At 42.2% G+C, this 26,627-nt stretch carries 21 protein-coding genes; 12 read left to right on the forward strand and 9 right to left on the reverse strand.

The window, feature by feature from the left end; genetic code table 11:
- The first annotated feature begins 320 nt into the window (after window positions 1-320).
- Complete coding sequence (locus tag ACZW67_RS03210) at window positions 321-1,802, forward strand: S41 family peptidase (protein WP_465182128.1); 1,482 nt, start codon at window positions 321-323, stop codon at window positions 1,800-1,802.
- 172 nt (window positions 1,803-1,974) lie between these two features.
- Here the strand turns inward: ACZW67_RS03210 and ACZW67_RS03215 are convergent, their stop codons facing one another.
- The 3 genes from ACZW67_RS03215 to ACZW67_RS03225 all read right to left on the reverse strand — a co-directional run bounded on the left by ACZW67_RS03215 (window position 1,975) and on the right by ACZW67_RS03225 (window position 6,301).
- On the reverse strand, window positions 1,975-3,639 hold the full coding sequence (locus tag ACZW67_RS03215; protein ID WP_465182129.1) for a sigma-54-dependent transcriptional regulator: 1,665 nt from the start codon (window positions 3,637-3,639) through the stop codon (window positions 1,975-1,977).
- A 232-nt stretch (window positions 3,640-3,871) separates the two neighbouring features.
- Window positions 3,872-5,629 carry a sensor histidine kinase gene (locus ACZW67_RS03220; RefSeq protein WP_465182130.1) on the reverse strand — a complete coding sequence of 586 codons (1,758 nt, stop codon included), beginning with the start codon at window positions 5,627-5,629 and terminating at the stop codon, window positions 3,872-3,874.
- A 36-nt stretch (window positions 5,630-5,665) separates the two neighbouring features.
- The gene (locus ACZW67_RS03225; protein WP_465182131.1) at window positions 5,666-6,301 is read right to left on the reverse strand and encodes a response regulator; all 636 of its coding nucleotides are present in this window, start codon (window positions 6,299-6,301) and stop codon (window positions 5,666-5,668) included.
- Window positions 6,302-6,713: 412 nt separating this feature from the next.
- On the opposite strand from ACZW67_RS03225, the gene ACZW67_RS03230 reads away from it, so the two are divergent.
- The gene (locus ACZW67_RS03230; protein ID WP_465182132.1) at window positions 6,714-7,772 is read left to right on the forward strand and encodes a D-alanyl-D-alanine carboxypeptidase family protein; all 1,059 of its coding nucleotides are present in this window, start codon (window positions 6,714-6,716) and stop codon (window positions 7,770-7,772) included.
- Window positions 7,773-7,871: 99 nt separating this feature from the next.
- Window positions 7,872-8,540: a thiamine phosphate synthase gene (locus ACZW67_RS03235; protein WP_465182133.1), complete on the forward strand. Its 669-nt coding sequence runs from the start codon at window positions 7,872-7,874 to the stop codon at window positions 8,538-8,540.
- Window positions 8,541-8,568: 28 nt separating this feature from the next.
- Here ACZW67_RS03235 and ACZW67_RS03240 read toward each other — a convergent pair whose 3' ends face one another.
- Window positions 8,569-8,898, reverse strand: coding sequence for a TraR/DksA family transcriptional regulator (locus ACZW67_RS03240; protein WP_197216897.1), 330 nt, complete (start codon window positions 8,896-8,898; stop codon window positions 8,569-8,571).
- A gap of 374 nt (window positions 8,899-9,272) precedes the next feature.
- Here ACZW67_RS03240 and ACZW67_RS03245 point away from each other — a divergent pair, with 374 nt between their 5' ends.
- The 5 genes from ACZW67_RS03245 to ruvB all read left to right on the forward strand — a co-directional run bounded on the left by ACZW67_RS03245 (window position 9,273) and on the right by ruvB (window position 14,484).
- On the forward strand, window positions 9,273-10,475 hold the full coding sequence (locus ACZW67_RS03245; protein WP_465182134.1) for a phosphoglycerate kinase: 1,203 nt from the start codon (window positions 9,273-9,275) through the stop codon (window positions 10,473-10,475).
- A gap of 256 nt (window positions 10,476-10,731) precedes the next feature.
- Window positions 10,732-11,118 (forward strand): hypothetical protein, encoded by a 387-nt coding sequence (locus ACZW67_RS03250; protein ID WP_465182135.1) that lies wholly within the window; start codon window positions 10,732-10,734, stop codon window positions 11,116-11,118.
- A 454-nt stretch (window positions 11,119-11,572) separates the two neighbouring features.
- Window positions 11,573-12,610, forward strand: a complete 1,038-nt coding sequence (gene fba, locus ACZW67_RS03255) for a class II fructose-bisphosphate aldolase (RefSeq protein WP_197131567.1) — start codon at window positions 11,573-11,575, stop codon at window positions 12,608-12,610.
- A gap of 97 nt (window positions 12,611-12,707) precedes the next feature.
- A complete protein-coding gene (ruvA, locus tag ACZW67_RS03260) occupies window positions 12,708-13,331 on the forward strand; it encodes a Holliday junction branch migration protein RuvA (RefSeq protein WP_201593008.1) in 624 nt (207 codons plus the stop codon).
- Between the two features lie 172 nt (window positions 13,332-13,503).
- The gene (ruvB, locus tag ACZW67_RS03265) at window positions 13,504-14,484 is read left to right on the forward strand and encodes a Holliday junction branch migration DNA helicase RuvB (RefSeq protein ID WP_197132062.1); all 981 of its coding nucleotides are present in this window, start codon (window positions 13,504-13,506) and stop codon (window positions 14,482-14,484) included.
- Between the two features lie 177 nt (window positions 14,485-14,661).
- On the opposite strand, the gene ACZW67_RS03270 is transcribed toward ruvB, so the two are convergent.
- From ACZW67_RS03270 to ACZW67_RS03285, 4 genes are all read right to left on the reverse strand, one after another.
- Entirely contained in the window at window positions 14,662-16,323 is a 1,662-nt protein-coding gene (locus tag ACZW67_RS03270) for an ABC1 kinase family protein (protein ID WP_465182136.1), read from the reverse strand.
- 52 nt (window positions 16,324-16,375) lie between these two features.
- Window positions 16,376-17,080 carry a ubiquinone biosynthesis accessory factor UbiJ gene (locus ACZW67_RS03275; protein ID WP_465182137.1) on the reverse strand — a complete coding sequence of 235 codons (705 nt, stop codon included), beginning with the start codon at window positions 17,078-17,080 and terminating at the stop codon, window positions 16,376-16,378.
- A 101-nt stretch (window positions 17,081-17,181) separates the two neighbouring features.
- Window positions 17,182-17,979, reverse strand: coding sequence for a bifunctional demethylmenaquinone methyltransferase/2-methoxy-6-polyprenyl-1,4-benzoquinol methylase UbiE (ubiE, locus tag ACZW67_RS03280; protein ID WP_465182145.1), 798 nt, complete (start codon window positions 17,977-17,979; stop codon window positions 17,182-17,184).
- Window positions 17,980-18,394: 415 nt separating this feature from the next.
- A complete protein-coding gene (locus ACZW67_RS03285; protein ID WP_110922632.1) occupies window positions 18,395-19,108 on the reverse strand; it encodes an FFLEELY motif protein in 714 nt (237 codons plus the stop codon).
- Between the two features lie 239 nt (window positions 19,109-19,347).
- Here ACZW67_RS03285 and ACZW67_RS03290 point away from each other — a divergent pair, with 239 nt between their 5' ends.
- Together ACZW67_RS03290 and ACZW67_RS03295 are read left to right on the forward strand one after the other, a co-directional pair.
- Window positions 19,348-21,030 (forward strand): ATPase, encoded by a 1,683-nt coding sequence (locus ACZW67_RS03290; RefSeq protein WP_465182138.1) that lies wholly within the window; start codon window positions 19,348-19,350, stop codon window positions 21,028-21,030.
- A 535-nt stretch (window positions 21,031-21,565) separates the two neighbouring features.
- The gene (locus ACZW67_RS03295) at window positions 21,566-23,173 is read left to right on the forward strand and encodes an inorganic phosphate transporter (protein WP_465182139.1); all 1,608 of its coding nucleotides are present in this window, start codon (window positions 21,566-21,568) and stop codon (window positions 23,171-23,173) included.
- Between the two features lie 100 nt (window positions 23,174-23,273).
- Here the strand turns inward: ACZW67_RS03295 and ACZW67_RS03300 are convergent, their stop codons facing one another.
- Complete coding sequence (locus tag ACZW67_RS03300) at window positions 23,274-24,923, reverse strand: aminotransferase class I/II-fold pyridoxal phosphate-dependent enzyme (protein WP_465182140.1); 1,650 nt, start codon at window positions 24,921-24,923, stop codon at window positions 23,274-23,276.
- Window positions 24,924-25,291: 368 nt separating this feature from the next.
- On the opposite strand from ACZW67_RS03300, the gene msrB reads away from it, so the two are divergent.
- Window positions 25,292-25,717 carry a peptide-methionine (R)-S-oxide reductase MsrB gene (msrB, locus tag ACZW67_RS03305; RefSeq protein ID WP_194197216.1) on the forward strand — a complete coding sequence of 142 codons (426 nt, stop codon included), beginning with the start codon at window positions 25,292-25,294 and terminating at the stop codon, window positions 25,715-25,717.
- A 179-nt stretch (window positions 25,718-25,896) separates the two neighbouring features.
- Window positions 25,897-26,382 (forward strand): glutathione peroxidase, encoded by a 486-nt coding sequence (locus ACZW67_RS03310; RefSeq protein ID WP_197099987.1) that lies wholly within the window; start codon window positions 25,897-25,899, stop codon window positions 26,380-26,382.
- The last annotated feature ends 245 nt before the right edge of the window (window positions 26,383-26,627 follow it).

Below are 26,627 nucleotides of genomic sequence, written 5' to 3' on the forward strand. Positions count from 1 at the left end.
TGATAGCAGATTGTCGTTGTGAGAAATTAAAGTTGTTGCACACTAGAAAAGGAAAGATATCTAATATCTTTCCTTTTTTTGATACATTTGGCCTAAAATATTTGCAATACTATTCTAGTTTTAAGCATGCGCTTGATGTTATGTTATGAGGCATGTTTAATAAATATATCTATAATAATAACGTTATATAGTTGATTCAGTTTAAAAGAGATACAGGGTAACCGAGCGCAGATGTATATGTGATAATTCAAGCGAGGTTTACGCTGTCACTCTTTTATAGAGGATTGACGATACATTCTATTATTTAAACGAGTTCTCTTATGCATCCTATCTATTATGTGCGATCGTCTGTCTCTAAGCGATTGGGTAAACCAACGCTGAAGCTATCTGCCACACCGACTTTTTTTAAGCCTGTATTAATGATAGGTTTACTGGGATTGAGTACTTTTAGTGTGTATGCACAGGCAGCAATATTGCCTGAGAACGATGCACGTAACCCTACAGCCAACCTACAACTTATCAGTTTAAATGATGATGAGATAGCGGCCAAAAATGACACTAATAATTTATCAGATATTGCGGATATGCTTGAAGCTGCAGACGATGCGGATGACTCAATAGATAGTGTGCCAGATGAAAGTGCTTTAACTGACGATACGGATGATATCGATACCAGTATCCCGTCTGACGTTGCACAAGTATCACTGAATGCCATTTCTCCAGAGACGCTTAAGACGTTCGTTGCAGTAGTGGATTTAGTGCGCCGTGAATATGTAGATACGGTGAATGATGAAGAGCTATTTAGCAATGCGATGAGTGGTATGCTGACCAAGCTTGACAGTCATGCTGAGTTTTTAGATGCTGAGGCTTACGAAAACCTACGTGCTTTTACAGAAGGTGATGTGGGCGATGTCGGTATCAAAGTTACTTATCAGCCCGTGGCTGGCTACTGGGTAGTTACAGACGTCGATGATGACTCACCTGCTGATAAAAAAGACATCGCTGTCGGTGACTATTTGCATCAAATTGGCGATCTTAAACTGGATGCTAATAAAGAAAGTAACGATATCAAGCAACTCCTGACAGGGATTGCGGGTACGCAAGTGGATATCGTAACCTCGAGAGCTGGTCGCCGCAAACATACCACTACTTTACAGCGTAATAATAGTCACCCTCAAATCGTTGAAGCAAAGCTTATCAATGGTATTGCCGTTATTAAGTTGCCTGCTTTTCAAAATAACAGCCGTGAAAAATTATTGGAAAGCTTGATTGATTTGGAGGCACCCGTATCTGGTATTTTGTTAGACATGCGTGACAATCCAGGTGGTGTATTAACGTCAGCGGTGAGCGTTGCCAGTTTATTCATGACTGATACTGATGTGGTACAAGTGAAAGCTCGTCAAAGTGAGACACGGACTCTATCGACTCAAGGTGCCGCCTTATTCGAATCACTGCCAGTTGTTGTTTTACAAAATAGATATTCGGCATCAGCGGCAGAGGTGCTGGCCAGTAGTTTACAAGCACAAAAGCGAGCCACTATTACTGGTGAGGTCAGCTATGGCAAGGGGTCAGTGCAGTCAGTTATCCCACTCAATGATGAGCAAGCCGTTAAATTGACAGTTGCTAACTATATGACAGCATCAGGCAAAAAGATAGATGGTATCGGTGTAAAGCCTGATGTCACATTGTCAGGCAATGAGGGCACATGGGAGCAGCAGGCACTCGAGATACTACAAGCACAAAAGTTAGGTTCAGGTATTCGTTTTGTCCGAAAGCCTACTGAAAATAACAAGGCGTTATAGGTCGAAGGCAGCTGGCTAAGCGCTACTCATTATAGGTAGGCTATAGTGTAATCATTACTATAGTCAATCCTCTATAAAAGAGTGAAAGCGTAAACCTCGTTTGAAGTATCCCATATAAATCTGCACTCGGTTGCCTTGACTCTCTTTTGAACTGAATCAAATATATGAAGGTTTATGATTCAGATTCATCCTCAGATATTTCTAATTTTTTCATGCGGTAGCGTAAAGAGCGAAAAGTCGTACCTAATAGTTCGGCTGCCTGAGTTTTGTTCCATCCGGTTTTTTTAAGCGCAGTAATAATCAGTTGCTGTTCTTGCTCTTGCAAGTAAGTTTCTAGCCCTTGAATGGGCAGTTGTCCATCAGATAACTCGCTTAGATTGACCTTTTCACTATTTTCTTGCTGGGTAGAGTTGGGGTTGGTGGACTCTTCATTATTATGAGATGTTGTAGGGTTCAGTATTTCTGTTTGATTGACTGATGAGCGCTGTCTCATAGCAGGGAAGTGCTGAGTGCTAGTGCGATAAGGGTGCAAGTTGGTTGTTACTTGTTGGATCTGCGGTGCTATTGCTTCATTTGTTGGTTGGATGGTTTTTTCACCCGCCTCTAGCGTTGCACCCACTGTCTTATCGTTTAACTCAGGTTCTGGTATTTGAGCATGATTGACATCAATATCTGTAAGACCTAAGTGATTGACGTCGATTTGTGAGCTCTCTGCTAGAGTCACGGCTCGCTCAAGGATATTACGTAGCTCACGGACGTTGCCCGCAAAGTCATGATGTTGCAAGCGCTCGCAAGCCTCATTAGTCAATGATGGTGGCGTCTCTAACTGCCATTCATTGGTAATCATTGCTAAAAAATGCTCAGCTAAAACAGGTATGTCGTCACGACGTGCATTTAGAGTAGGGAGTTTTAGTTCAATCACATTGATACGGTAGTACAAATCTTGTCGAAATGCGCCATCTTGTACCAATTGACTTAAGTCTTTATGGGTTGCGGACAATATACGAATATCTACCGGCACTTCCTTGGTATCACCAATCGCTCTCACTGTTTTTTCTTGAATGGCACGCAGTAGTTTTACCTGCATTGCGAGCGGCAAGTCTGCTACCTCGTCTAAAAATAACGTGCCACCATTTGCTTGTTGGAACAGTCCTTGTTTGTCAGCGACAGCACCAGTAAAGCTGCCTTTTTTGTGACCAAAAAATTCTGACTCCATGAGCTCTGAAGGTATTGCACCGCAGTTCACTGGTACAAAGCTACCATCTCTACGTGGGCTTAAGTCGTGAATCAGTCTAGCAACCACTTCTTTACCTGTACCCGATGCGCCTGATAAAAAAACAGGTGCTTGTGAGCGTGCCAGTTTTAAAATAGTTTTTTTCAGAGGATGCATCACGGCAGAATTACCGATGAGCCTACTATCCAACATTTTTTGCTCAGGTGAGGATTCAGGTGTAGCACTTGCTACATGGTCTTGGTGTATAACCTTTAAGGCATTTTCGACCAGTTGGCGTAAGCGCGGCAGCTCAAGGGGTTTATTAACGAAATCAAAAGCACCAAGTTTGAGTGCCTCGATCGCTAGATCCATACTGCCGTGGGCGGTAATCACAGCTATTGGAGTGCTAGAGCTGTCACTTATTTCTTTTACTAACTCTAACCCTGACCCATCAGGGAGGTTTAAGTCGGTCAAGCAAAAATCATAGTCATTGTCTTTCCAGAATGATCTTGCTTGTGACAACGTATATGCGACATCACTTTTGATGCCCATTTTGGTCAAAGTAATTTGCATTAATCGGCACAAATCTACTTCATCATCGACGACTAGCGCGGTTGTTGTCATACATTATCTCATTGTGTTCAATAGCTATAGTCTGTCCTATATAATTCAGGTACGATGTCAGGAGCGTTCAGTCTACTGTTTGTAGTACTTTCTCTCGCCCTTTTTGTATCTAAATTATCTTACAACTGACTATATAGAATTAAAAAAATAAATAGTAAACCTTAAAATAAACATAACTCAATGGTAAAAGTCTTGCCACAGGATAAGACTGCTATTTACAAAACGCTTTTATTCACGTTGTTTTATGCATTGTGCCATACGTACTAGCATTGGCAGAAGGCGCTATCAAGCGAAAGCATGTTTTCTTATGCTCAGGAATATAAAGCAAACGAGTCTGATTGGCCTCACAAAATGCTTGTGATAGGTACAGTCCTAAGCCTGTACCTGCCTGATCTGTAGTAAAGAACGGATTAAATAAATGTTCTAAACTTTCGGCGCTCACGCCAGCACCATCGTCTAAAACATCGATTATAACATCGTTGTCGGCACAATAAATCTCGATTTCTACATAAGCATGAGGATGAGCATAGCTACTATAACGTAGGCCATTATTGATTAAATTGATCAAAACTTGTTCTAATTGATGAGTGTCGAATGATATGGTAGGTTGCGTTTTTACTCGTAAAAAAATGTCATGTCCTTGAAAATAATTTTCTAAAAATGTTGGCATCCACTCAGCCAATACGATCGATTGTTGACTGGCTGCTTGCTGGCGCGACAGTTTTAATACATCTTCTATAATACGATTGACGCGTTTTGTTTGCGCAAATATCATCTTATAAAGCTCATAATTACCGGACAGGTCGACATTTGAGTTGCTAACCGCTGTGTTTTCACTTGCGGTATTTCTTTCTTCAATTTCTGTCACATCTTCCATTAATAGCTGACTGGCTTGAGAAATAGCCGCCAAAGGGTTTCTTATTTCGTGAGCAATACTGGCGGTTAACTGTCCTAAAGATGCTAGCTTTAACTGTTGGGCACTGGCTTGCTCACGGCGTAAATCTTCTAGCATTATTAGTTTGCTACCATCCTTTAATGGAATGATATGTACGCGTAGTTTACCGAATATAGAAGCATTTGCTACTGCAGGCAGGTCGTACGTAAAGGTGCACGATTGACCTACTGAGACTGACAAACAGGCATGCAAGAGCTGTGTATGCTGTTTGCTAAGCTGTTGCTCAAAATTGGTTAATAGTTCGGTGTAGCTATCATGTCGTGTACTAATATCTGCTTCGTCAGATACGCTTGGCAATGATATTGATGCATTATAAGGAAGGCTAAGTAATTGATGAGCGGCAAGGTTAGCTAACACGACATGCTGTTTGTCGATGACAATGACACCATTAGCCATTTGCGTGATGACTTCTTGATTGATGACATTCAATCGCGCTACTTCTTTGGCATGACTCGCGGCTACTTTTTCTAGCTGTACTAAACGATAGGAGATCGACCAACTCAATCCACCAACTGCCAAAAAGCTGGCGGACATAAGTAAAGCATTACCTAAATTGGCCAAATTCATACTATTAGCAATGGCATAAAAAAATTGCTGATAAATGACAAAAATAATAGCAAGTAGCGTAATAACTAAGGCTTGTGAGCTGTGTAATAGCATAAAGCTGGCTGCGACTACCACCATATACAGCATGGTCAGCTGTAAATCAGGTGCACCAGCTGTGTAAAGCAATAAGCTCAATATAATAACATCTAAGACCAAGCCAAAGGCCAGTTGACGTCGCATCTTTTGATGTACGACATAAAACAGTCCCAGCAAAATTAAACTCAGTAGAATATAAAAGCTAAGGACAGTTTGTTGCAGAAAGCTTGGTAGAGAGATGATGTTGCCAGCTTGAGCCGTGATATACACCATTAACATAGAAAATAGGCCAACGATGAAGCGGTAACTGCTATAGATTAGCCCTAATCTACGTAATTGTATCAGCGGAAGAGTTTCATCTTGATGCAGATAATGAGTAATAGCAGACTTCATAAGTTGACCATGGCAAAGAAAGGGAGGCTAAATGGTTTATGGTTGGATAAGACCATGACGAATGGCCAAATGAGTCAATTTGACATCACTATCTACACCGACTTTTTCGTAAATGCGATATCGATACGTATTGATGGTTTTGACACTGACGAATAACTGATCGGCTATCTGTTGAGGGCTTTGACAGTTAACTACCATCATGGCCACTTGTTTTTCACGGTCACTTAATAAGTCGAATGGTGAGTTGGCATTATCTGATAACAGAACATCGGCCAATTGTTCGGCAACATCTTGACTAAAATAGCGTCCGCCTTGATAGATTTTTTTGACCGCTCTTATCATCTCATCGAGTGGTGTACCTTTGGTGATGTAACCATTAACACCTGCTTTGATGAGCATTGAAGGATAAGGCTGTGCTGACATACTACTAACGGCTAATATTTTAACTCCTATATCAAGCTGAATTAAGCGCTTGGTTGCTTCTAGCCCACCAATATTAGGCATGTTGACATCAAGTAATATCACATCAGGACGCAGCTGTTTAGCCAGCCTAATAGCCATATCACCACTGTCAGCTTCGCCGACAACTTCAATGTCGACACTATCTGATAGCATACGGCTAATACCCATTCTTACCAAATCATGATCATCTACTACCAATACTTTAATCATAACGATACTCTTTATTTTTTGTCAGAATGAAGATTTTGACTGATGCTGAATGACAAATGATTTCAAGTCATTTGAGCCATTTTTCAATTTGGAAACACAATATACTGTTAATATATTGTGTTGTTACTGCTACTTAACATAACAAAATATGAATAATCGCTTTATTCGAAACTAGAAATGTTTCTTAAATGTGAAGCAATGTTTCTATAGTATCAAGTAGATGTAGCGAAATTTGTATTAGACGGAAATGAACCATTAAATCATTCTAAGAGATTAAACTTAAATGCAAACCATGATACACTAAAAATACAAAAACTCTATATGAGTACTCATAAACACATCCATAAAGGCTACGTACGTTTGTGGCGTCAGGCAGTGTATAACTGGCGTGATAACGACAGCAGGGGGCATAATGAAGCAACTACCATTAACCAAACAGCAATTAATCGCTGCTATGATTTCATTGAGTTTGGGCAGTGCTGCACAAGCCGCACTTACGATTAATGGTAGCGCTGACAACGGCTCTAGCGCACGCATGAGTTGGGGCGGTGCGGACAGTCTATCTGAAGCACGTAATATCATGTACAAGTCTAACAGCTCTACTATCAAAAAAATTGATAATGGTTCTGGTACAACGACTTCTAATAGTTTCGGTAGTAGTAATAGTTACAATACCACTTACCGCGGTTCATTTGGTAGTAGTGATATGATTCCTATCAGCACTGACTCTCGTAGTGTCGCTGTTATCGATGCAGAGACTGGTGAGTCTATTTACGAAAAAGATGCTGATGTTGCGCGTCCAATGGCCAGTATTACTAAAGTAATGACTGCCATGGTTGTACTTGATGCCGGTCTCGACATGCGTGAAGAGATTACCCTTGATCCAGAAGATTTCGTTGGTCCTAAGCGTGCAAGCTCGAACCTAAAGTCTGGCGATCGTATGAATCGTGCTGAAATTTTATTAATGGCATTGATGAAATCAGAAAATCCGGCTGCAAAAAGTCTAGCGCGTAACTATCCAGGTGGTTATAGTGCCTTTATGCGTGCGATGAACCGTAAGGCTCAAGACTTAGGCATGACGACCGCTTTCTTCGGTGATCCAACAGGACTTGATAAGCGCAACGTCGCTTCTCCAAAAGATCTTGTAAAAATGGTACGTGCTGCTGGTAATTACGATGTGATTCGTCGTTTCTCTACCACTAAGAGCTATGACTTTTTTGTCTCAAACTACTCCAGTGGTAACCGTACCTATAAAGCCAATAACACCAGTAGTTTGGTCCGTGATGGCAGTTATCCAATCGGTATCTCAAAAACAGGATTTATCAACGAAGCGGGTCGTTGCGTCGTGATGGAAACGCGCGTGAATAACCGTCCAGCGATTATCGTGATCTTAGGGGCGAACAGCTCAGCCACACGTTGGGGTGATGCCAAAAATATTCTGAACAGTTTAGCGACACGTCGCACGGTGTAAGCTTATTGTTTTGGTATTTTCAATTAGTTTGGTAGTTGTAAAGAGGCTGTTATGTGATATAACAGCTTTTTTATTGTGTGGAAATTACGGATACATTATATGATTCAGTCATCAAATTTTTTAATGCCGCAGTTATACTTGTTGACCAACGACGATGAGTTTTCACTTCTGTATCAGAAGTTAGAAGCAGCATTGGCAACCGGATTAATTGCGCTACTACAAATCCGACGCAAGAAAATACTCGCGTTACCTGATGGCGAGTCGCAACTGTACGACGAGGCGCTACAGATCGTTGATTTGGCCAATGTGTACAACGTTCCAGTTGTCATAAATGATGATATTGACTTGGCGGCTAAGCTTGGTGTCGGTGTGCATCTGGGTCAAAAAGATGGCAATGTTAGTGATGCTAAGCAGTCTTTAGCACCCAATCAAATTATTGGCCGTACTTGTCATCGTGAATCAGCATTAGTTAAAGAAGCAAAAAGTGATGGCGCAAGTTACGCTGCAATGGGCGCAGTCTTTGCTTCTACAACTAAACCAAATGCCGATATTGTATCCCATGAGCAGCTTGTTACCGGTTGTCAGCAAGGCATAGATATGTGTGTGATAGGTGGTTTAACGGCTGAAAATGTCTCGACTCTAGCAGGGTTGCCTATTGAATATGTCGCGGTAGTAGGCGATATTATGGATTTACCAGTCACACAAATCGCTGAACGTTGCCACCAGTGGCAGCAGGTATTTTCTGAGTGGGAAAAACCTGCTTTATAGTCTATTTATTGAAAATAGAAGCCAAATGTTATTCAGCATGTTCCATACATAGTGTGGCGTATGGCAAGGCCTCTAAACGTTGCACTTCGATCTGCTTGCCGCATACCTCACACTCGCCGTACGTACCGTTTTCGATACGGCTTAAGGCATTATCGACATAAATTAAACTTTGACGAGCTTCACCCATGAGGTTTTTGCGCATGTCATTTTGACGATATGAGATGGCTTGGTCGTCCCAATGCTCATTGAGATCGTCTTGTGGGTTTTTAATGTGGTCTTCAATTTTATCGATTCGAGTCTCATACTCGTTTTTTAATGTTAAGAGATTCTGTTTTGCAATATCTAAGTTGATGGTCATTGTACTCTCCTAATAGTTTATTTTTATTATCCACACTTCTATCGTAGAGATGCTGACGGTTAAGTACCACCACAAAATGTTACTGGCTCTTTAACAAGGTTCAAAGAGTAAGCGTTAAGTTTTTGGCAAGTTCCACATGAGCTTTTGAAAGAAAACTGGTAGAATGCACCGCCGTTAATTTTTGCCTAAACAGATATGTTGATAATCGAATAACAAATATAAAAAATTATCACAAAGGTAAAGATCAACTCAAAAATATGAAGATCAATATAGACAACAGTTGGTCATCTTCTTTTATAAAAGTCATGTCATAACACATGTCATAGCAATAGTAACCGTAAATTAACCAATAGATTGATGCATAGGAGCAGGTAATGAATTTTTTGCGTATGAGTGAGCTGAGCTTGACGGATAAAGTCGTGTTAGTTCGAGAAGATCTAAACGTACCTATCAAAAATGGTAAAGTTACGAGTGCTGCTCGTCTGCAAGCAAGCCTACCTACTATAAAGATGGCTTTAGAAAAAGGGGCTGCTGTTATCATTTGCTCACATCTAGGACGTCCGACTGAAGGCAGTCCTGAAGCAATATATTCATTAGCACCTGTTGCCGACTACTTAAGCGAAAAACTAGCAGCACCAGTGAGCTTGAATCGTGATTATTTGACGCAAGGTGCTTCTATTAAAGCTGGTGAAGTCGTACTACTAGAAAACGTGCGTTTCAATGAAGGCGAAAAGAAAAACGATGCCGCTTTAGCAAAAAAATACGCAGATTTATGCGATGTATTTGTGATGGATGCTTTTGGTACGGCACATCGTGCGCAAGCATCAACAGAAGGCGTTACTCAAGCTATGCGTCAAGCGAGCAAAACAGTCTGTGCAGGCCCTCTATTAGCTGCTGAACTTGATGCACTGAGTCTAGCGCTTGAGACCCCAGCTCAGCCGATGTTGGCTATTGTTGGTGGATCGAAGGTATCGACGAAATTAGAAGTTTTGCACAGTTTGGCAGAAGTATGCACACAGATTATTGTTGGTGGCGGTATTGCCAATACTTTCTTGGCGGCTCAAGGTCATAGTGTTGGCGCGTCATTGTATGAAGCAGATTTAGTAGATACGGCTCGTGACATCATGAGTAAAACTGAGATTTTATTACCTGAGTACGTCGTAGTCGCTGATAAAAATGATATCGACTTCGCTGACTTTACTGGCTCGTTACAACAAGCCACGGCGACGATTAAGTCTGTCGATGCGATTGGTGACAATGACATGATATTGGACATTGCACCAGAGAGCGCAAAGCAGCTTGCCGATGCGATTATCAATGCAAAAACGATCTTGTGGAACGGCCCAGTGGGTGTGTTTGAAGTAGATGCTTTCGGCCAAGGTACGCATATAGTGGCAAATGCTGTTAAAGCTAGCCAAGGCTTTTCAATTGCTGGTGGTGGCGATACATTAGCAGCGATCGATAAATATCAAATTGCTGATGGTGTCAGCTATATGTCAACGGGCGGCGGTGCGTTTTTGGAATTTGTAGAAGGTAAGGTGCTCCCAGCGGTTGCTGCTCTGCAAATTGACGCTTAATTAAGTCGATGCTACCTAGCCGTTTGGTAACATTAGACGTACAACTAAAGTTAAGTATCTCATGTAGGCTATCGACATAATGTGATGGCTATCGCTTTTTTAGTCTGTCTTCAGACCAGTTATAAGCCATAGCCGTTGATCCTTAAGTCATTATTATTTATCTATATACTTAAAATTATTATTGCATGTCTCATTTGCACTCTATAAAATAGTGCCACCATGTATTTTGACATGTCTTATTTACGAGAGGTTTATTATGTTAAAACGTCATTTGTTACTTGCTAGCGTACTTGCTGGTACTTTTGCAGTTACTGCATGTAGCCAACAGACAGAAGAAAACGCTGAAGCGACTACTGAGTCTGCTGCTGACGACATTTCTGCTGAAACTGAAGCGACTGCTGCTGACGCTGAAGCGGCTGCTGCTGACGCTGAAGCGGCTGCTCAAGATGCTGGTACTGAAGTTACCGAAGGCGCAGAAACTGCTGGTGCAGCTGCTACAGATGCATTGCAAAACACTGGTGATGCTATCGCTGAAGGTACTAGTACTGTCGTTGAAGGTACTGCTTCTGCGGTATCTGAAGGCGCTACTGCTGTTGCTGAAGGTGCAGACGACATCGCTGTTGACGCTGAGCAACAGTACTAAGTTAAGTAACAAGCTAAGTAATAGGTCGCTTCATTACTGACTTATTGACGCGCTATTGATTGAATAAATTAATAGGTTAGTAACGAACATAGGTTTTTGTATTATAAGCCCTCATGATATATTAGAGAAGCCTTGGTGATTACCAAGGCTTTTTGCATTTTTATGATTAACTTAAATTTTTTATAGAAACCAATACATGAGCTGACTCCTTGCAGAATTTGCTAAAATAAAGCATAGACTAAACATATAAACAAATAGTCAGGCAACGACTACGAAGACAGAGCAATTTTTGTTATAATCATCGCGTATTCATTGTCCTGAAATGATTAACTATTATGCTGATTGGCAGTGCTGTTACTGTTATCAAGCAATGCTTTTTGCTAATGGCTTTTAAAGCCATCATTTCAAGAGCTATTTTTAAAATACTATTCAAAACTCAATCAGAGAGCGCTTTATGGCCTTAATATCTTTACGTCAACTTCTAGATCATGCCGCTGAACACAGCTATGGTGTTCCTGCCTTTAACGTCAATAACCTAGAGCAGATGCGTGCAATTATGATGGCTGCAGATGCCTGTGATTCACCTGTTATCGTCCAAGCCAGCGCTGGCGCACGTAGTTATGCAGGATCAGCATTTTTGCGTCATTTGATTATTGCTGCTATCGAAGAGTGGCCACATATTCCAGTCGTTATGCATCAAGATCATGGCATGTCACCAGCGATTTGCCAACGTTCAATCCAGCTTGGTTTTTCATCAGTGATGATGGACGGCTCACTGGGCGAAGATGGTAAGACGCCGATGGATTATGATTATAATGCTAGCGTGACTCGTGAAGTCGTTAAGATGGCGCATGCTTGCGGTGTGTCTGTAGAAGGCGAAATCGGTTGTTTGGGCAGTCTTGAGACTGGTATGGCAGGCGAAGAAGACGGCTCTGGTGCAGAAGGCGTATTGGATCATGAGCAACTATTGACCAGTGCTGACGAAGCTGAGCAGTTCGTTAAAGACACCAACGTCGATGCGCTAGCTATTGCTATCGGTACGAGCCACGGTGCGTATAAATTCACGCGTCCACCTACAGGTGACATCCTGTCTATTGAACGTGTAAAAGAGATTCATGCCCGTATTCCTAACACGCATTTGGTCATGCATGGTTCATCATCAGTACCGCAAGAGTGGCTAAAAGTCATCAATGAAAATGGCGGCAATATCGGTGAGACTTATGGTGTACCTGTGGAGCAAATCGTTGAAGCGATTAAGCATGGTGTCCGTAAGGTCAATATCGATACAGATTTACGTTTGGCCTCAACAGGTGCTATTCGTAAATTTCTTGCAGAAAATCCGAGCGAGTTTGATCCACGTAAATATTTCAAAGCATCTATGGTCGCAATGTCAGACATCTGCACCAATCGTTTTGAAGCTTTTGGTTCTGCAGGTCAAGCGCATAAAATTCGTCCAACTAGCCTTGAAGGTATGGTGAACTTTTACCAGTAAAATTTGTCTAGTGAAAAGTCGCGAACAATAACATGGCAGCTGATGTTCTTTATGCTGATATTCTTTATACGATGGCTTATGTAAGAGGTAGTGAATGATGATTGGATTGATTACCGGACAAGTGCAATATTTAATGGCACCAACCGCTTGTATCATGACTACCTCTGGTGTTGGTTATGATATTGAGCTGCCATTGCCTTCATTTTGTCAGCTACATCTCAATGAGCAGGCAAGTATTTGGACGCATTTTCATGTGCGTGAAGATGCGCAGCTGCTCTATGGCTTCATCGATCGCAAAGAGCGAGATGTCTTTCGTCAGTTGATTAAAATCAATGGCGTTGGGGCAAAAATGGCATTGGCTATGTTGTCTGCGATGTCAGCAGCTGAGCTCAAAATGCACGTTGAGCAGGATTCAGAGACAGCCCTGACTCGTATTCCAGGTATCGGTAAAAAAACGGCGCAACGTTTGCTGATTGAACTAAAAGACAAACTGAAAAATATTGAAGTGGATAATAGCAATTTAGAATTCGCTATTCAGCCTGCTGAGATTTCTGCCGAAGACAATATCATCGCTGAAGTAGAAGGCGCTCTGATTAGTTTGGGGTATAAAGAAAAAGAAGCCCAGCTAGCCATTAAAGCTGCTAAAAGTAACGGTGATGTCTTTGCAGATACGCAAGGGTTGTTAAAAGCCACGCTACAACAGCTATCAATGTTTAAGTAGTTTTGGCTGCTGTTATTAATGAGTGTATCAATACATATCGAATAAATAAGCGACATTAATTGTCGCTTATTTTCGTTTTGGCAGATAACTTTTGATGTTTTGCATGACTTATAGGTGGCGTTTGGTTATGCTGTTTATTACCTAATTTATTAATATAATGATAAAAACTATGATGCAAGATCGTTTGATTAATCCGCTAGAAGGCGCAGGGGATGCTCCTGATTCCAATATTCGACCAGCACTATTGGCTGAATATATTGGCCAGCCAGTCGTACGTGAGCAAATGGAAGTATTTATTGGTGCAGCACGAGGTCGTAATGAAGCGTTAGATCATACCCTTATTTTTGGTCCGCCAGGTCTAGGTAAAACCACGCTTGCTAATATTATTGCTCGTGAAATGGGTGGTAATCTACGCTCGACCTCAGGGCCAGTGCTTGAGCGTCCAGGTGATTTGGCAGCCATGCTGACCAATTTAGAAGAGGGTGACGTACTCTTTATTGATGAAATTCATCGATTGAGTTCAGTTATTGAGGAAATATTATATCCAGCAATGGAAGATTTTCAGCTGGATATTATGATTGGTGAAGGGCCTGCTGCTCGTTCTATCAAGCTTGATTTACCACCTTTTACCTTAGTGGCAGCGACCACCAGAGCAGGGCTGTTGACGTCACCACTACGTGATCGCTTTGGTATTGTACAACGATTAGAGTTCTATAATATCGCTGACCTAACGACGATTGTCAGTCGTGCAGCACGTTTGATGCGTGTGCCTATGAGTGAGGATGGCGCAGTCGAGATTGCCCGTCGTGCGCGTGGTACACCGAGGATTGCAAATCGTCTATTGCGCCGTGTTCGTGATTATGCTGAAGTCAGGGGTGATGGCAGTATCAATGGTGCGATAGCGGGCAGTGCGCTGGATATGCTGGCCGTTGATAGACGTGGTCTCGATCATTTAGACAGACGTTATATCGAAATATTACATGAGCGTTTTGATGGTGGACCTGCTGGAGTCGAAGCGGTGGCCGCAGCCATGGCGGAGGATAGAGGCACGCTTGAAGATGTGATTGAGCCGTATCTGATTCAACAAGGCTATGTGTTACGTACGGCACGTGGTCGCGTATTGACTCAAATGGCGATTGATCAGATGCTATAGTATTCAGTATTCAGTATTCAGTATTCAGTATTCAGTATTCAGTATTCAGTATTCAGTATTCAGTATTTAGCGTAAGAAATGCACCTGCTTCTCATTAAAAGCAGGTGCATTTCTTTGTTTGAGTCTAAAGTTACGAGGCTTTTTCTGAACTAAGTAAATAAAAAATAAAGCTGGTCTTTAAGCCAATATACGCCAAACAACTACCAACACAGCCAGTATATAAAATATAGGTGATAGCCAGCCGATGACTTGCGTAGCAATAGCAATAAATATAGCAAACCCTGCCAGTGCTAGCCAGTCACGGCGACGGTCATTGAGCATGTCAGCACGAATTTGCTGTATCTCTCGCAGTTGACTGTCTTGGCGTGATCCTTGTGAAGCAAGGCTTTGTAAGCCTTGGTCTAGTAACTTGGGAATATCAGTGGTAGACAGTAATATCTCGGGTAATTGCTGACGAAGCTGTTGTAAGTTACGCATAGGGTCTAGCTGCTCTTTGATCCAACTGCTTAAAATTGGCTTGGCAAGTGACCAGATATCAAGATCAGGATATAAGTCGCGACCCAATCCTTCAACATGTACCAATGTTTTCAGCAATAGCATGAGTTGCGGTGGAATGCTCATATGATGACGGCGTGCAATGTCTAGAATCTGCATTAGTACGCCAGCAAAATCGATATCATTAATGGATTTTTTTAACATCGGGCCGACAGTGCGCTTCATATCGCGCATCAAGGCGTGTTTGTCAGTATTTGGTGGTATCCAACCTGCTCGGCTTACAATATCAACCATTGCCGTAAAGTTGTCATTCATGACTGCCAACAGCATACGCGCGACGATGAGTTGATCGTCCTTCGATAAAGTGCCCATGATGGCACAATCTAGTCCGATATAACGTGGCTCATGACCTAAATCGACCGCTGCCATACCTGCATGTAGTGTTTGAACTGGCGGCGTCTCTACGAATACATTACCCGGATGCATATCAGCATGAAAGAAGTTATCACGAAATACTTGGGTAAAAAATATCGTTAAGCCTTTTTTGGCCAGTGCCGCACGGTCATAACCAAGTTGGTCAAAAACCTCAACCTGCGAGATGGGAACGCCTTGAATACGCTCCATCACCATCACATTTTTGGCAGCATCATAAACTTCAGGTACATACATCAATGCTGAACCCAAGAAGTTATTACGCATTTGAGTAGTATTGTCTGCTTCAAGGGTTAAATCTAACTCGTTAAGCATGACTTGACGGTAGTCTTCGACAATATCAATAATATGTATGGCACGAGCCGCTTCGATACGAGCAGATGCCCAGTTGGCTAATTCACGTAGTAGCTCAAAGTCAGCAACAATGGTGGTACGGATATCAGGACGAACCACTTTGACCACGACTTCACGGCCATCATGTAGTGCAGCAGTATGAACTTGAGCGATAGAAGCGGCGGCAAGCGGTTTGATGTCAAAGCGTGCAAATAGTGTTTCGATAGATTGCCCAAAACCATCCTTAGTATCCTGAATTTGAGCGACAGCAATATCAGCGTCAAACGGTTTGACTTTGTCTTGTAGCTGAACCAGTTGCTCAATAATCTCAGGCGGTACTAAATCACGACGTGTAGAGAGCAGTTGTCCAAGTTTTAAAAACAGCGTACCCATATCTTCAAGCGCATATTTAATCGCATTTGGTTGATGCTTTTTACCCCAAGCAGCTGGATGCATACGAATTAGACGTGCTAAAGGTTGCAGCTGCGGTGCTTCTTCGACCGAAAAATGGGTATCAATGCGATACGTAGCGGCGATACGCCAAAGCTCAAATAAACGGGCGCGATGAGATAATAGCATGAGATATATGTACTCTAAATAAAGTCAGAAATAGGGTAGGCGTAGCGATTGCCTATTGATGAAATGAGTTATTAAGGAAACGTACCTGTTCATCCTTGATAGCCGCGAGTTTGGCATCTTCACGTTCGACATCAGCACGTAGCTTTAGGAGTTGTTGCTTGAGGTCATTTACTTCCGCCGTCTCAGCAGGATTAGGAGAGCTATTACCTGCTACGTCATTTGCCCAATCACTGACATCGTTGAAAGCACGCTTAGCACCATGACGCCAGCTACCTTTGAGCTGCGAGATAAGCAGATGCAACTGACTCGCCATTGGTTTACCAATGAATGGCTCAAGTTGTCCAGCTACGTCAGGATCAAATCCTGCGACCAACTGTTTGAGCTGCATCAGCACTTTATAGTCACCAGCGATAGGTAGATTGCCCTCAGTGCCGCGCATCAGGTTGAGCAGTTGAGCGGGGTTTTCTACAGTAATGGTACAGTCTGGCTGACTGTGACCCAGACGTGCCCGTTCCATACTGGCTTTTTGGCGCTCATTCATTTGGCCACTTGGCTCAAACACGCTCTCTGTCGTGACAGGCTCAAAGCGTAAACGCTCGTGAGTAAACAGCACATCTAGATTGATTTCAGGCATGCCCATATTCAGTCGTAACACTTTGCCAGCAAGTGGTGCTAGACCTGCTTTGGTAATCTCATCACTAGCAATGGCAAGATTGATCAGCTTTTCGGCACCAGCTAATAGGAGGACAGTCAGCATAAGGCTCTCGCATTGTTAAATGAGCGCCTTTGCATTAGCTGCATCAGCGCATAGTATAGTCGTGTCAGGCTCAATAAGGTCTTACTAATCGTACTTTATCGTTACGCTTTAAAGCCACGATGCACAGCGACGATACCCGCAGTTAAATTATGATAATCACAATTTTCAAAGCCCGCTTGTTGCATCATTTGCTTGAGTGTCTGCTGATCAGGATGCATGCGAATCGATTCTGCTAAATACTTATAGCTTTCTGAATCATTGGCGATGATTTTACCCATCAGTGGTAGCGCGGTAAAAGAGTATAGGTCATACGCTTTTGATAATGGTTCAAAGACAGGCTTTGAAAACTCTAGTATTAATAAACGACCGCCCGGCTTCAACACGCGATACATGGCTTTTAACGCAGCATCTTTGTCTGTGACATTACGCAGACCAAAGCTAATAGTTACTAAGTCAAAGCTTTCATCATCAAAAGGTGCAAGTGTCTCAGCATTGGCCAAGACAAAATCAACGTTATTACAGCCCGCATTGATTAGGCGCTCACGACCCACTTCTAACATGGCCGCGTTGATATCTGATAATACTACGTGGCCGTTTCTACCGACTTCACGGCTAAAGACTTTGGCCAAATCTCCAGTACCGCCCGCGATATCAAGCACATGTTGACCTGAACGCACACCTGATAAGCTTATGGCATAACGCTTCCATAGACGATGGATACCGAAAGACATTAGGTCATTCATAATGTCGTATTTTTTGGCGACAGAGGTAAAGACATCCGCCACGCGCGCCTGTTTTTCTGCTTTATTAACTGTTTTATAACCAAAATGTGTTTCTTCTGCGCCATCAGTATCAGACGTATGTGGATTGTTGATGTCATCACGCTGGTTAAAAAGCATTTGTTTGGCTGCTTCTACCTTTGCAGAGACACTTTCTACTTTGCTATGGCTATTATCGATGGTGTCATTGGTTGGCATAGTGGTTTGTTGGCCTTGTGGTGTTCCAGTTGGTAAGTCTTGGACTTGCGTGAAGTCATTGCTTTTGACGCTATTACTGTGTGTGTTTACATTGGCTGTTGGCAGTGTCTCTACGTTAGCAGTTTGTGCTGCTAGGACTTGGGCTGTGATGTTTTGATTGTTGGCGATACTATCTTTTACCAGCTGATCTTGTAAATGACCGTTGGTTGTCGTTGGTTGGTTGAGATGCGTATTTTTATTATTTGCAGTATCGGTCATGGTGTTGTCCTATCATTCATTTTTATGATTGTCTTTCTAAGAGATATAAGGTGGCGGTGACTCAGTTGTATTATGTATCCTATGATACACCAAACGTCATTGGCTTACCGCCATTATCCGTATCATGGACTTGGTCAATAATTATCAGCTCACGCTCACAAAAAGGCTCAATAAAATCACTCACACTTTTGAGCGGTTTCATGGCTTTAAACCCTGTATCAATGAAGTCGTAAAGTGGCTGAAAGTTATAGCGATACGCAGTGCCTTTAGCTAGGGCAAAGGCTTTTTTGAGCATAAACGAGTTCAAGTGCTTATCAGTGCGGTAGCAGACCTCTTTTAGGTTACGAATCTGTACTCGGCGCTCGTCAGCTTCATCGACAGCACGATACGCAGCAAGCATATTCTCTTCATTAACTGGTAACGCTGCAGCGACCAGCCATTGAGCCAAATGCAAGTCTAGCTCAATCGCTAAAATCGCCGCTTGGATACCCATGCTCCCTGCTTCTAACGCAGACTCTTTAGCTAGGCGCTCAAGTTTTTGAGCTTTAGGTAGAATGCGTGCTAGCTGCTTGGCCAGTAATTTGAACTCATCACCGCCGTATAGCTGCGTTAGAAAATAATCTGCCATCAGTTGGTTTTTTGGCTGTTCAAAGAGGTCGCTGTGCGTGTGTTTAATCCGTGTTTGTTGCCATGATTGTACGTCTTTGAGCTTGGCATCTAATGCCAAATCTTCATGATAGGGCAGCGCCCAAAAACGTGTTAAATGCTGTTGTAAATCGGCTAAAGCGGCCATAATATGTAAACCTACAAATAAGTAAAAGTAGTAAAAAGAATGTGATCAAACTGATAATTTATACTTAGTGTCTTACACTGATAAATAGTTATTAAAGCATGTATTCTAGATGGTGTTCACAATAAAAGAAAATAAAGTAGAATACAAATGTCAAACTGTTACATAGCATCGTTATTTACTCGATTAATCGAATGCTATGATTAAAAAAATGCGTTTTAAATCATAGGATGATTTTGGTTATGAGTAAACAGAATAATACGACTAGACCAACCGAGCTAGAGTCAGTCAGTGCGCAATTTAGTGAGCAGGTTGTCGATCAGCGTCTGACGCCTAATCCCCTTAGTCAGTTTTCTATGGATACAGATTCTCTAAGACTGGCCTTGGTTACCGCTCAATACGCTCTAAGAGCAACGCGGCAACAGACGCCGCCCACACTCAATAAGCCAACAGGTTTATTAGTGTTGGTCAATGGGATGGAGCAGGCAGGTAAAGGCACGGCGGTTAAGCAGCTGCGAGAATGGGTTGATCCTAGGTTGCTTAAGGTTGAGGCTACGATAGGTTCTCGTCCATTGGCGTCTCAGCCTATTTGGCAAGCGCATACTCACGTGATGCCACGTCATGGTGATGTGATGGTTTACTTTGGGAACTGGTACGCCGATTTGCTCTACAACGCTATGCGAATGGCGACATCAGACAGCGATAGTGAGCAGTCAAAAAGTAAAAGCTTGAAAGTTAAAAAATCGCTGCCTATCGCTAAATGGCAAGCATATCTAGAGCAGCAACTCATCAAGCTACAAGCCTTTGAACAAGATCTCGTTGCCAACCAAACCAGACTATTAAAGTGCTGGTTTCATGTCGATATCGAAACCCTACAATCACGGCTGAACGACAAAGAAGCTGATCCACATTTTTTATATCAAATTGACTGGAATAGTCAAAACGTTATCGAAAAATTCAATGAAGTGGCCGCAGCCTTACTACGACAGCAAGATGACTGGGTCATTATCGATGGTGATGATAAGTCACAAGCGGCCGATCATTTTTGTCATGAAGTGCTACATGCGATGCAAACGGCACTAGTGAGTAGTAAAGCAAGCTCGACTGAGACGGCTAAAAAGCAAACCTCATCCGATAAATCAGAATCTAATGACCAGACAAATCAAGCCTTGGATCTAAATGCGTTTAAATCGGTAAAAATACCGAAGCAATTAAAGCGCGTCGTTGATGTAAACATAGATAAGTCTGATTACCGTAAAGCATTGGCAGAGAAGCAAGCGCGTTTCGCTGAATTGCTACGTGCGCGCAATGGTCGGCATGTGGTATTTGCCTTTGAAGGTATGGATGCGGCTGGCAAGGGTGGGGCAATTAAGAGATTGGTCGCGCCGCTCGACCCACGTGAGTATCAAGTCTATAACATTAGCGCGCCAATGCTGTATGAACTACAACACCCTTATCTATGGCGCTTTTGGACAAGGTTGCCTAACGAGCAAACTGATCATATCAGTCGTGTCGCCATCTTTGACCGGACTTGGTATGGACGTGTACTGGTTGAGCGTATCGAAGGGTTTGCAACGCGTGATGAGTGGCAGCGCGCTTATGATGAGATCAATCGTTTTGAAGCGGACCTAGTCAGCGCAGGCACGATAGTTATTAAGTACTGGCTGGCAATTGACAAAAAAGAGCAGCTTAAGCGTTTCGAAGAGCGTCAAGAGACACCTCACAAACAATTCAAATTAACGGATGATGATTGGCGGAACCGTGATAAATGGTCTGATTATGTGCAATCAGCCGCTGATATGTTGGCGTACACAGATACCAAAAATGCCCCTTGGTGTGTCATCGCTACTAATGAAAAGCGCCAAGCACGATTGGATGTGCTAGATCACGCTATTGAGCAGTTATCATCAGCATATGATAGCTAGTACTTGTTTTTGTACTGGCTTTTATACTTGGTTGGCTTGTATCACTTTTAAATTGAATCGACTATAGTCAGCCATAAATAATAGAGTTGTATCGCTCAAATACTGGCAGTTACAAATCTCGCAATATCATCATGCATTATGCGCTCATATTTAATATAATAGAGCGCGTAACAGCGTCTGCTAACTAACAATTTTAATTTAGCAAATAGCGCGTTTTAGTTATTTGATACAGATACCTTAATAATTACGACAGAAATTGTTACAATAGCTACTAGTAGTACCATAAATATCACTATGAAATATCTAAGCCGCAAGATGCTGTAATCAGACGATTTGGCAATATAACTTGCGGCTTTGTGACATGTTGAGGGATGCGTTCTTCGCCTTGGCCATAGTTAGTTTAAGACCATTTAAAAGCATGTTGCGTGTTTCATGTATGCTACGCCATAAGATGCCACAACAAGCCTTATGAGTAGCAGCGCAATGTTATCAACCTCATATAATTTCAATCAGCTTACGCAGGACGTATTAACGTATGGGTATTAGTAGCAGTTCTACAGAGTCAATCAAAACCGTTGGCTCGATGAGAATAAATCTATTTTTTGGCATTTTATTGGTTGCAATGACCAGCTACTTTTTGTGGTGGGGTCTAGATTACACGATGCGTCAGCAAACGACGCTATTTATTGTGGCGACTGCCTTTGGTGTCTTTATGGCATTCAATATCGGTGGTAACGATGTCGCCAACTCCTTTGGTACTTCAGTGGGTGCAGGGACGTTGACTATCCCGCAAGCATTGGGTATCGCCGCGATATTTGAAGTGTCAGGTGCTGTGCTGGCAGGTGGTGAAGTAACCGATACGATTCGAAGCGGCATTGTCGATCTAGATGGCCTCTCAGTCGCGCCCAACCAGTTTATTTATGTCATGCTCTCAGCACTCATTGCTGCTGCATTTTGGCTGTTATTTGCCACCAAAAAAGGTTTGCCAGTTTCGACCACACACGCGATTATCGGTGGTGTGGTTGGTAGCTCCATTGTATTAGGTATCACGTTAGGTGGTACTGAAATGGCGTTATCAACGGTGAATTGGGGTAAGATTGGTACTATCGCCATCTCTTGGGTTCTATCACCGCTACTAGGCGGCGTTTTGTCCTACCTGCTATATGGACAGATCAAGAAAAATATCATTGAATATAATGACAAAACAGAAGCCTATATTGCGACGCTAAAAGGTAATAAAAAAACCTTAAAGCAAAATCATAAAGAATACCTGGACGGTCTGACAGAGTCTGAGCAGTTGGCTTATACGTCAGCTATGTTACGCGATCAAGAAATCTATAAAGATGATGATTGTGTTGTTGAAGATTTAGAAACGGATTATTACAAAGAGCTGTATGAGATTGAAAACGAACGCAGCAACCTCGATACTCTAAAAGCATTGAAGCAATGGGTACCTATAATTGCGGCTATGGGCGGTGCAGTCATGGCCTCTCTGGTTGTCTTTAAAGGTCTAAAGAACGTCAATAATGGTATGACGACGTTGCAAGGCTTTTTAATCATGGGAATGATTGCAGCGCTAGTATGGCTAGCTACCTATATTTATACCAAAAGTATCCGTGGTAAGCATAAAGAAGACTTGACCAAAGCCACCTTTATTATGTTTAGCTGGATGCAAGTCTTTACGGCATCAGCGTTTGCTTTTAGTCATGGCTCGAACGATATTGCCAATGCGGTTGGTCCTTTCGCTGCCATTATGGATGTTATTCGTACCAATAGCATCTCGACCGAAGCGGCAGTACCACCTGCGGTTATGTTGACTTTTGGTGTGGCATTGATTGTGGGTCTTTGGTTCATCGGTAAAGAAGTGATTCAGACGGTCGGTACCAATCTCGCTAAGATGCATCCAGCTTCTGGGTTCTCAGCTGAGTTAGCTGCTGCTGCTGTCGTGATGGGTGCATCAACCATGGGTCTGCCTGTATCAAGCACGCATACCTTGGTAGGTGCAGTACTGGGTATCGGTATTGTCAATAGAGATACCAATTGGAAGCTTATGAAGCCGATTGGCTTAGCATGGGTTATTACTCTTCCTGCGGCAGCGTCAATGTCTGCAATTAGCTATCTCATATTGGTAAATATCTTTTAAGATTAATGTTATAGAGTTCACCAAACAGGCTTACCTTAGCATCATAAAAAACGCTTATCGGCATCATGTCGATAAGCGTTTTTTTGTATCAAATATAGATTCAATCAGTGCCAAACTGCTGGCGTTTTTTAGCAAAGAAGCGATCTAAGCGATCCATTGCATCTTCCAATTCATGTAGATTGGGTAGGAATACTAAGCGAAAATGATCTGGTCTGTCCCAGTTAAATCCCGTACCTTGTACCATTAAGACATTTTCTTCAATTAATAAATCCATCATGAAATCCATGTCATCCGTGATAGGGTAAACGTCAGGATCTATCTTTGGAAAACAATAAAATGCGCCTTGAGGCATGGTGCACGAAATACCTTTAATAGCATTGAGACGTGTTACAGCCATTTCACGCTGTTTATACAAACGACCTGTCTTGGAAGTAAGGTCTTTCATACTTTGGTGGCCACCCATCGCTGTTTGGATGGCATATTGCCCCTGAACATTAGAACACAAGCGCATAGACGCTAGCATGTCTAATCCTTCGATAAAGTCCGTGGCGTGTTGCTTGCGACCAGAGACCATCATCCAGCCTGCACGAAATCCAGCGATACGGTGCGACTTTGATAAGCCATTATATGAAAGGACTAGCACATCGTCAGTCAGCGTACTCATTGGCGTATGTACGGTATCATCATAAAGAATACGATCGTAAATCTCATCGGCCATAATAATTAGATCGTGCTCTTTAGCGACGTCGATAATTTGTAATAGCAGCTCATCGCTATAAAGCGCACCAGTTGGGTTATTCGGGTTAATAACCACGATACCCTTTGTCTTGCTGGTAATCTTAGACTTGATGTCTTCGATATCAGGGTGCCAGTTATCTTCTTCGTTGCAACGATAGTGCACGGCTGTACCACCAGACAGATTGGCTGCTGCTGTCCATAGCGGGTAATCCGGCATTGGAATGAGCACTTCATCGCCATCATTCATCAATGCTTGCATGGTCATGACAATCAGCTCAGATACGCCATTACCCAAATAAACATCACGGACATCAACAGCTGATAACAATCCTTTCGATTGATAATATTGCAATACCGCTTTACGCGCAGAAAAAATCCCTTGAGAGTCTGAATATCCAGTCGCTTCTGCTAAGTTCATCGCCACATCACGTAAAATTTCATGCGGTGCTTCTAAACCAAAGGGTGCTGGGTTGCCGACATTTAGTTTTAATATGCGTTTGCCTTCCGCCTCCATTCTATTTGCAGTCTGTAGTAGGGGACCACGAATGTCGTAACAGACATTTTGTAATTTATCAGATTTTTTAATTGTATTCATAGAGTGACCACTCTTAGGATTGTGTTGTGAGTTTTTTCGAGCGCTAGAGGTTGTAGAGACTGTTTTCGATTGATTTTGGTCTGTATCGTTGGGCTGTATGTCTACAGGTAAAGAAGCAGATGAATCGTCATTCTTGCCTAAACCACCATTTATGGATTTTGTCGTCGCACTGGCTTCGTTTTGAAGTTCACCACGTAACAGATAGCCTTCGCTACAGCCTAAGATGCGTGCTAACGTCGGCAGCTTAGACGAGACAATACCGTTCGTGCCACGTTCCCAGTTTGAGATAGCGCCACGACTTACCTTCGCGCCTGCTGCCGTCATCGCTTGTGCCAATTGCGCCGCGGTAAAACCTTTACCGCGGCGCAGCTGTACAAGTCGCTCAGCTTGTGTACTTTTATTCTTATCACTAGCCATAATAAGTTAAGCCTGTGTTCATCAATAGGTTTGTAATAAACGGATTACTTTAGTTGAAGAGTAATGTTTATGTACTAATGCAAGATATTATTGCATAAATGATAGCGATGCAAGTTAACTTTGAAATTATTAGAAAAATGAAAGTAAATCTTGCATTCATGAGTATATGAGACAGTTTTATACTAAAATGACACATGATTACCTATTACTAATTGCTTTACCAACATAATATTATTGTAATATATACCTTGAATATTGGAGCAGTAACCAATAGATAGGGCACATCGTTTTTAGAAAGCAATAACGATAAAACTCAAATAGTAGCAACATAAAATATTAGATAATACCTATCTAACTAAGGGTAAATTATGCAAGATAATCAACTTAGCAAAGAAGAAATCAGCCAGTTAACAGAAGCTGACTGGAAAGAGCGTTTAAGCGCTGACGAATATCATGTGCTGCGTGAGAAAGGCACAGAGCGTCCGTTCACAGGTGTTTATAATGATGCGACCGATGATGGCGTTTATCGTTGTAAAGGCTGCGGTGCCAGCTTATTTGACTCAAGTAATAAGTTTGATGCTAGCTGCGGTTGGCCAAGTTTTGACCAAGGAATCGATAACAGTGCTATTGAAGAGCATGTCGATAACTCGTTGGGTATGACTCGCACAGAAGTGACCTGCAGTAACTGCGGCGCGCATTTGGGTCATGTATTCCCTGATGGGCCTAGTGAAACGACTGGCATGCGCTACTGCATCAACTCAGTATCTATCGATTTGGATAAATCTGAGAAGTAGTTGTCAACTGGTCAGCTGTTTAGATAAGCTTAGACGTATAAAAAGGAAGCATGATGCTTCCTTTTTATTTGTTGGTACTCTTTTCATTTATTGGTAGTATGGTTGTGGTTGCTACTAAGAATATAGTAACGCTTAAAAAACAACTAAAATAATAATTCAATCAATTTAAGGAATAGATGATGAGTACTATTTATGATTTTACGGCTGAGCAGATGGATAGCACGACGCAAGCATTTTCTGACTATAAAGGTAAGGTGCTACTAATCGTCAATACCGCCAGTAAATGTGGATTTACGCCGCAGTTCGAAGGGCTAGAAGCGCTTTATCAACAATATAAGGAGCAAGGGTTAGTCGTTGTAGGTTTTCCTTGTAATCAATTTGGTAGCCAAGATCCAGGCAGCAATGATGAAATTGGTGCGTTTTGTCAAAAGAACTATGGTGTTAGCTTTCCAATGATGGCAAAGGTCGATGTGAATGGGGAAGGTGCTCATCCTATCTATGAATGGCTCAAAGAGCAAAAGGGTGGCGTACTGACAGATGGTATCAAATGGAATTTCACCAAGTTTTTAATTAGTAGTAATGGACAAGTCATCGATCGCTATGCACCAACGACCAAGCCAGAAGCTATTAAAAATGATATTGAGCAAGCATTAGCCAATAAATAAGTATCGAACTCAAAAAATATTGGTTTTTTATAAAAGTATAAAACCAATAAAAACATATGCTTGCTAGAAATATCGATAAAAATGCAAAAAATATGTGAAAAACTCGAAAATACTGTTTGACACCCAACTGTAAATCTATATAATACACACCCACAGCAGCAGAGCTTAGTGACAAACTTAAGAGCTCAGTTGATGTTGAATAAATTGCATAGCAATTGTTCGCGGGTGATTAGCTCAGTTGGTAG

It is taken from the genome of Psychrobacter sp. TPE 89C (assembly GCF_055522395.1).

Coding starts and splice junctions, on each gene's coding strand:
- ACZW67_RS03210 (WP_465182128.1), top strand. CDS start 321: ATGCATCCTATCTATTATGTGCGATCGTCTGTCTCTAAGCGATTGGGT.
- ACZW67_RS03215 (WP_465182129.1), bottom strand. CDS start 3,639: ATGACAACAACCGCGCTAGTCGTCGATGATGAAGTAGATTTGTGCCGA.
- ACZW67_RS03220 (WP_465182130.1), bottom strand. CDS start 5,629: ATGAAGTCTGCTATTACTCATTATCTGCATCAAGATGAAACTCTTCCG.
- ACZW67_RS03225 (WP_465182131.1), bottom strand. CDS start 6,301: ATGATTAAAGTATTGGTAGTAGATGATCATGATTTGGTAAGAATGGGT.
- ACZW67_RS03230 (WP_465182132.1), top strand. CDS start 6,714: ATGAAGCAACTACCATTAACCAAACAGCAATTAATCGCTGCTATGATT.
- ACZW67_RS03235 (WP_465182133.1), top strand. CDS start 7,872: ATGATTCAGTCATCAAATTTTTTAATGCCGCAGTTATACTTGTTGACC.
- ACZW67_RS03240 (WP_197216897.1), bottom strand. CDS start 8,898: ATGACCATCAACTTAGATATTGCAAAACAGAATCTCTTAACATTAAAA.
- ACZW67_RS03245 (WP_465182134.1), top strand. CDS start 9,273: ATGAATTTTTTGCGTATGAGTGAGCTGAGCTTGACGGATAAAGTCGTG.
- ACZW67_RS03250 (WP_465182135.1), top strand. CDS start 10,732: ATGTTAAAACGTCATTTGTTACTTGCTAGCGTACTTGCTGGTACTTTT.
- fba (WP_197131567.1), top strand. CDS start 11,573: ATGGCCTTAATATCTTTACGTCAACTTCTAGATCATGCCGCTGAACAC.
- ruvA (WP_201593008.1), top strand. CDS start 12,708: ATGATTGGATTGATTACCGGACAAGTGCAATATTTAATGGCACCAACC.
- ruvB (WP_197132062.1), top strand. CDS start 13,504: ATGCAAGATCGTTTGATTAATCCGCTAGAAGGCGCAGGGGATGCTCCT.
- ACZW67_RS03270 (WP_465182136.1), bottom strand. CDS start 16,323: ATGCTATTATCTCATCGCGCCCGTTTATTTGAGCTTTGGCGTATCGCC.
- ACZW67_RS03275 (WP_465182137.1), bottom strand. CDS start 17,080: ATGCTGACTGTCCTCCTATTAGCTGGTGCCGAAAAGCTGATCAATCTT.
- ubiE (WP_465182145.1), bottom strand. CDS start 17,979: ATGCTTTTTAACCAGCGTGATGACATCAACAATCCACATACGTCTGAT.
- ACZW67_RS03285 (WP_110922632.1), bottom strand. CDS start 19,108: ATGGCCGCTTTAGCCGATTTACAACAGCATTTAACACGTTTTTGGGCG.
- ACZW67_RS03290 (WP_465182138.1), top strand. CDS start 19,348: ATGAGTAAACAGAATAATACGACTAGACCAACCGAGCTAGAGTCAGTC.
- ACZW67_RS03295 (WP_465182139.1), top strand. CDS start 21,566: ATGGGTATTAGTAGCAGTTCTACAGAGTCAATCAAAACCGTTGGCTCG.
- ACZW67_RS03300 (WP_465182140.1), bottom strand. CDS start 24,923: ATGGCTAGTGATAAGAATAAAAGTACACAAGCTGAGCGACTTGTACAG.
- msrB (WP_194197216.1), top strand. CDS start 25,292: ATGCAAGATAATCAACTTAGCAAAGAAGAAATCAGCCAGTTAACAGAA.
- ACZW67_RS03310 (WP_197099987.1), top strand. CDS start 25,897: ATGAGTACTATTTATGATTTTACGGCTGAGCAGATGGATAGCACGACG.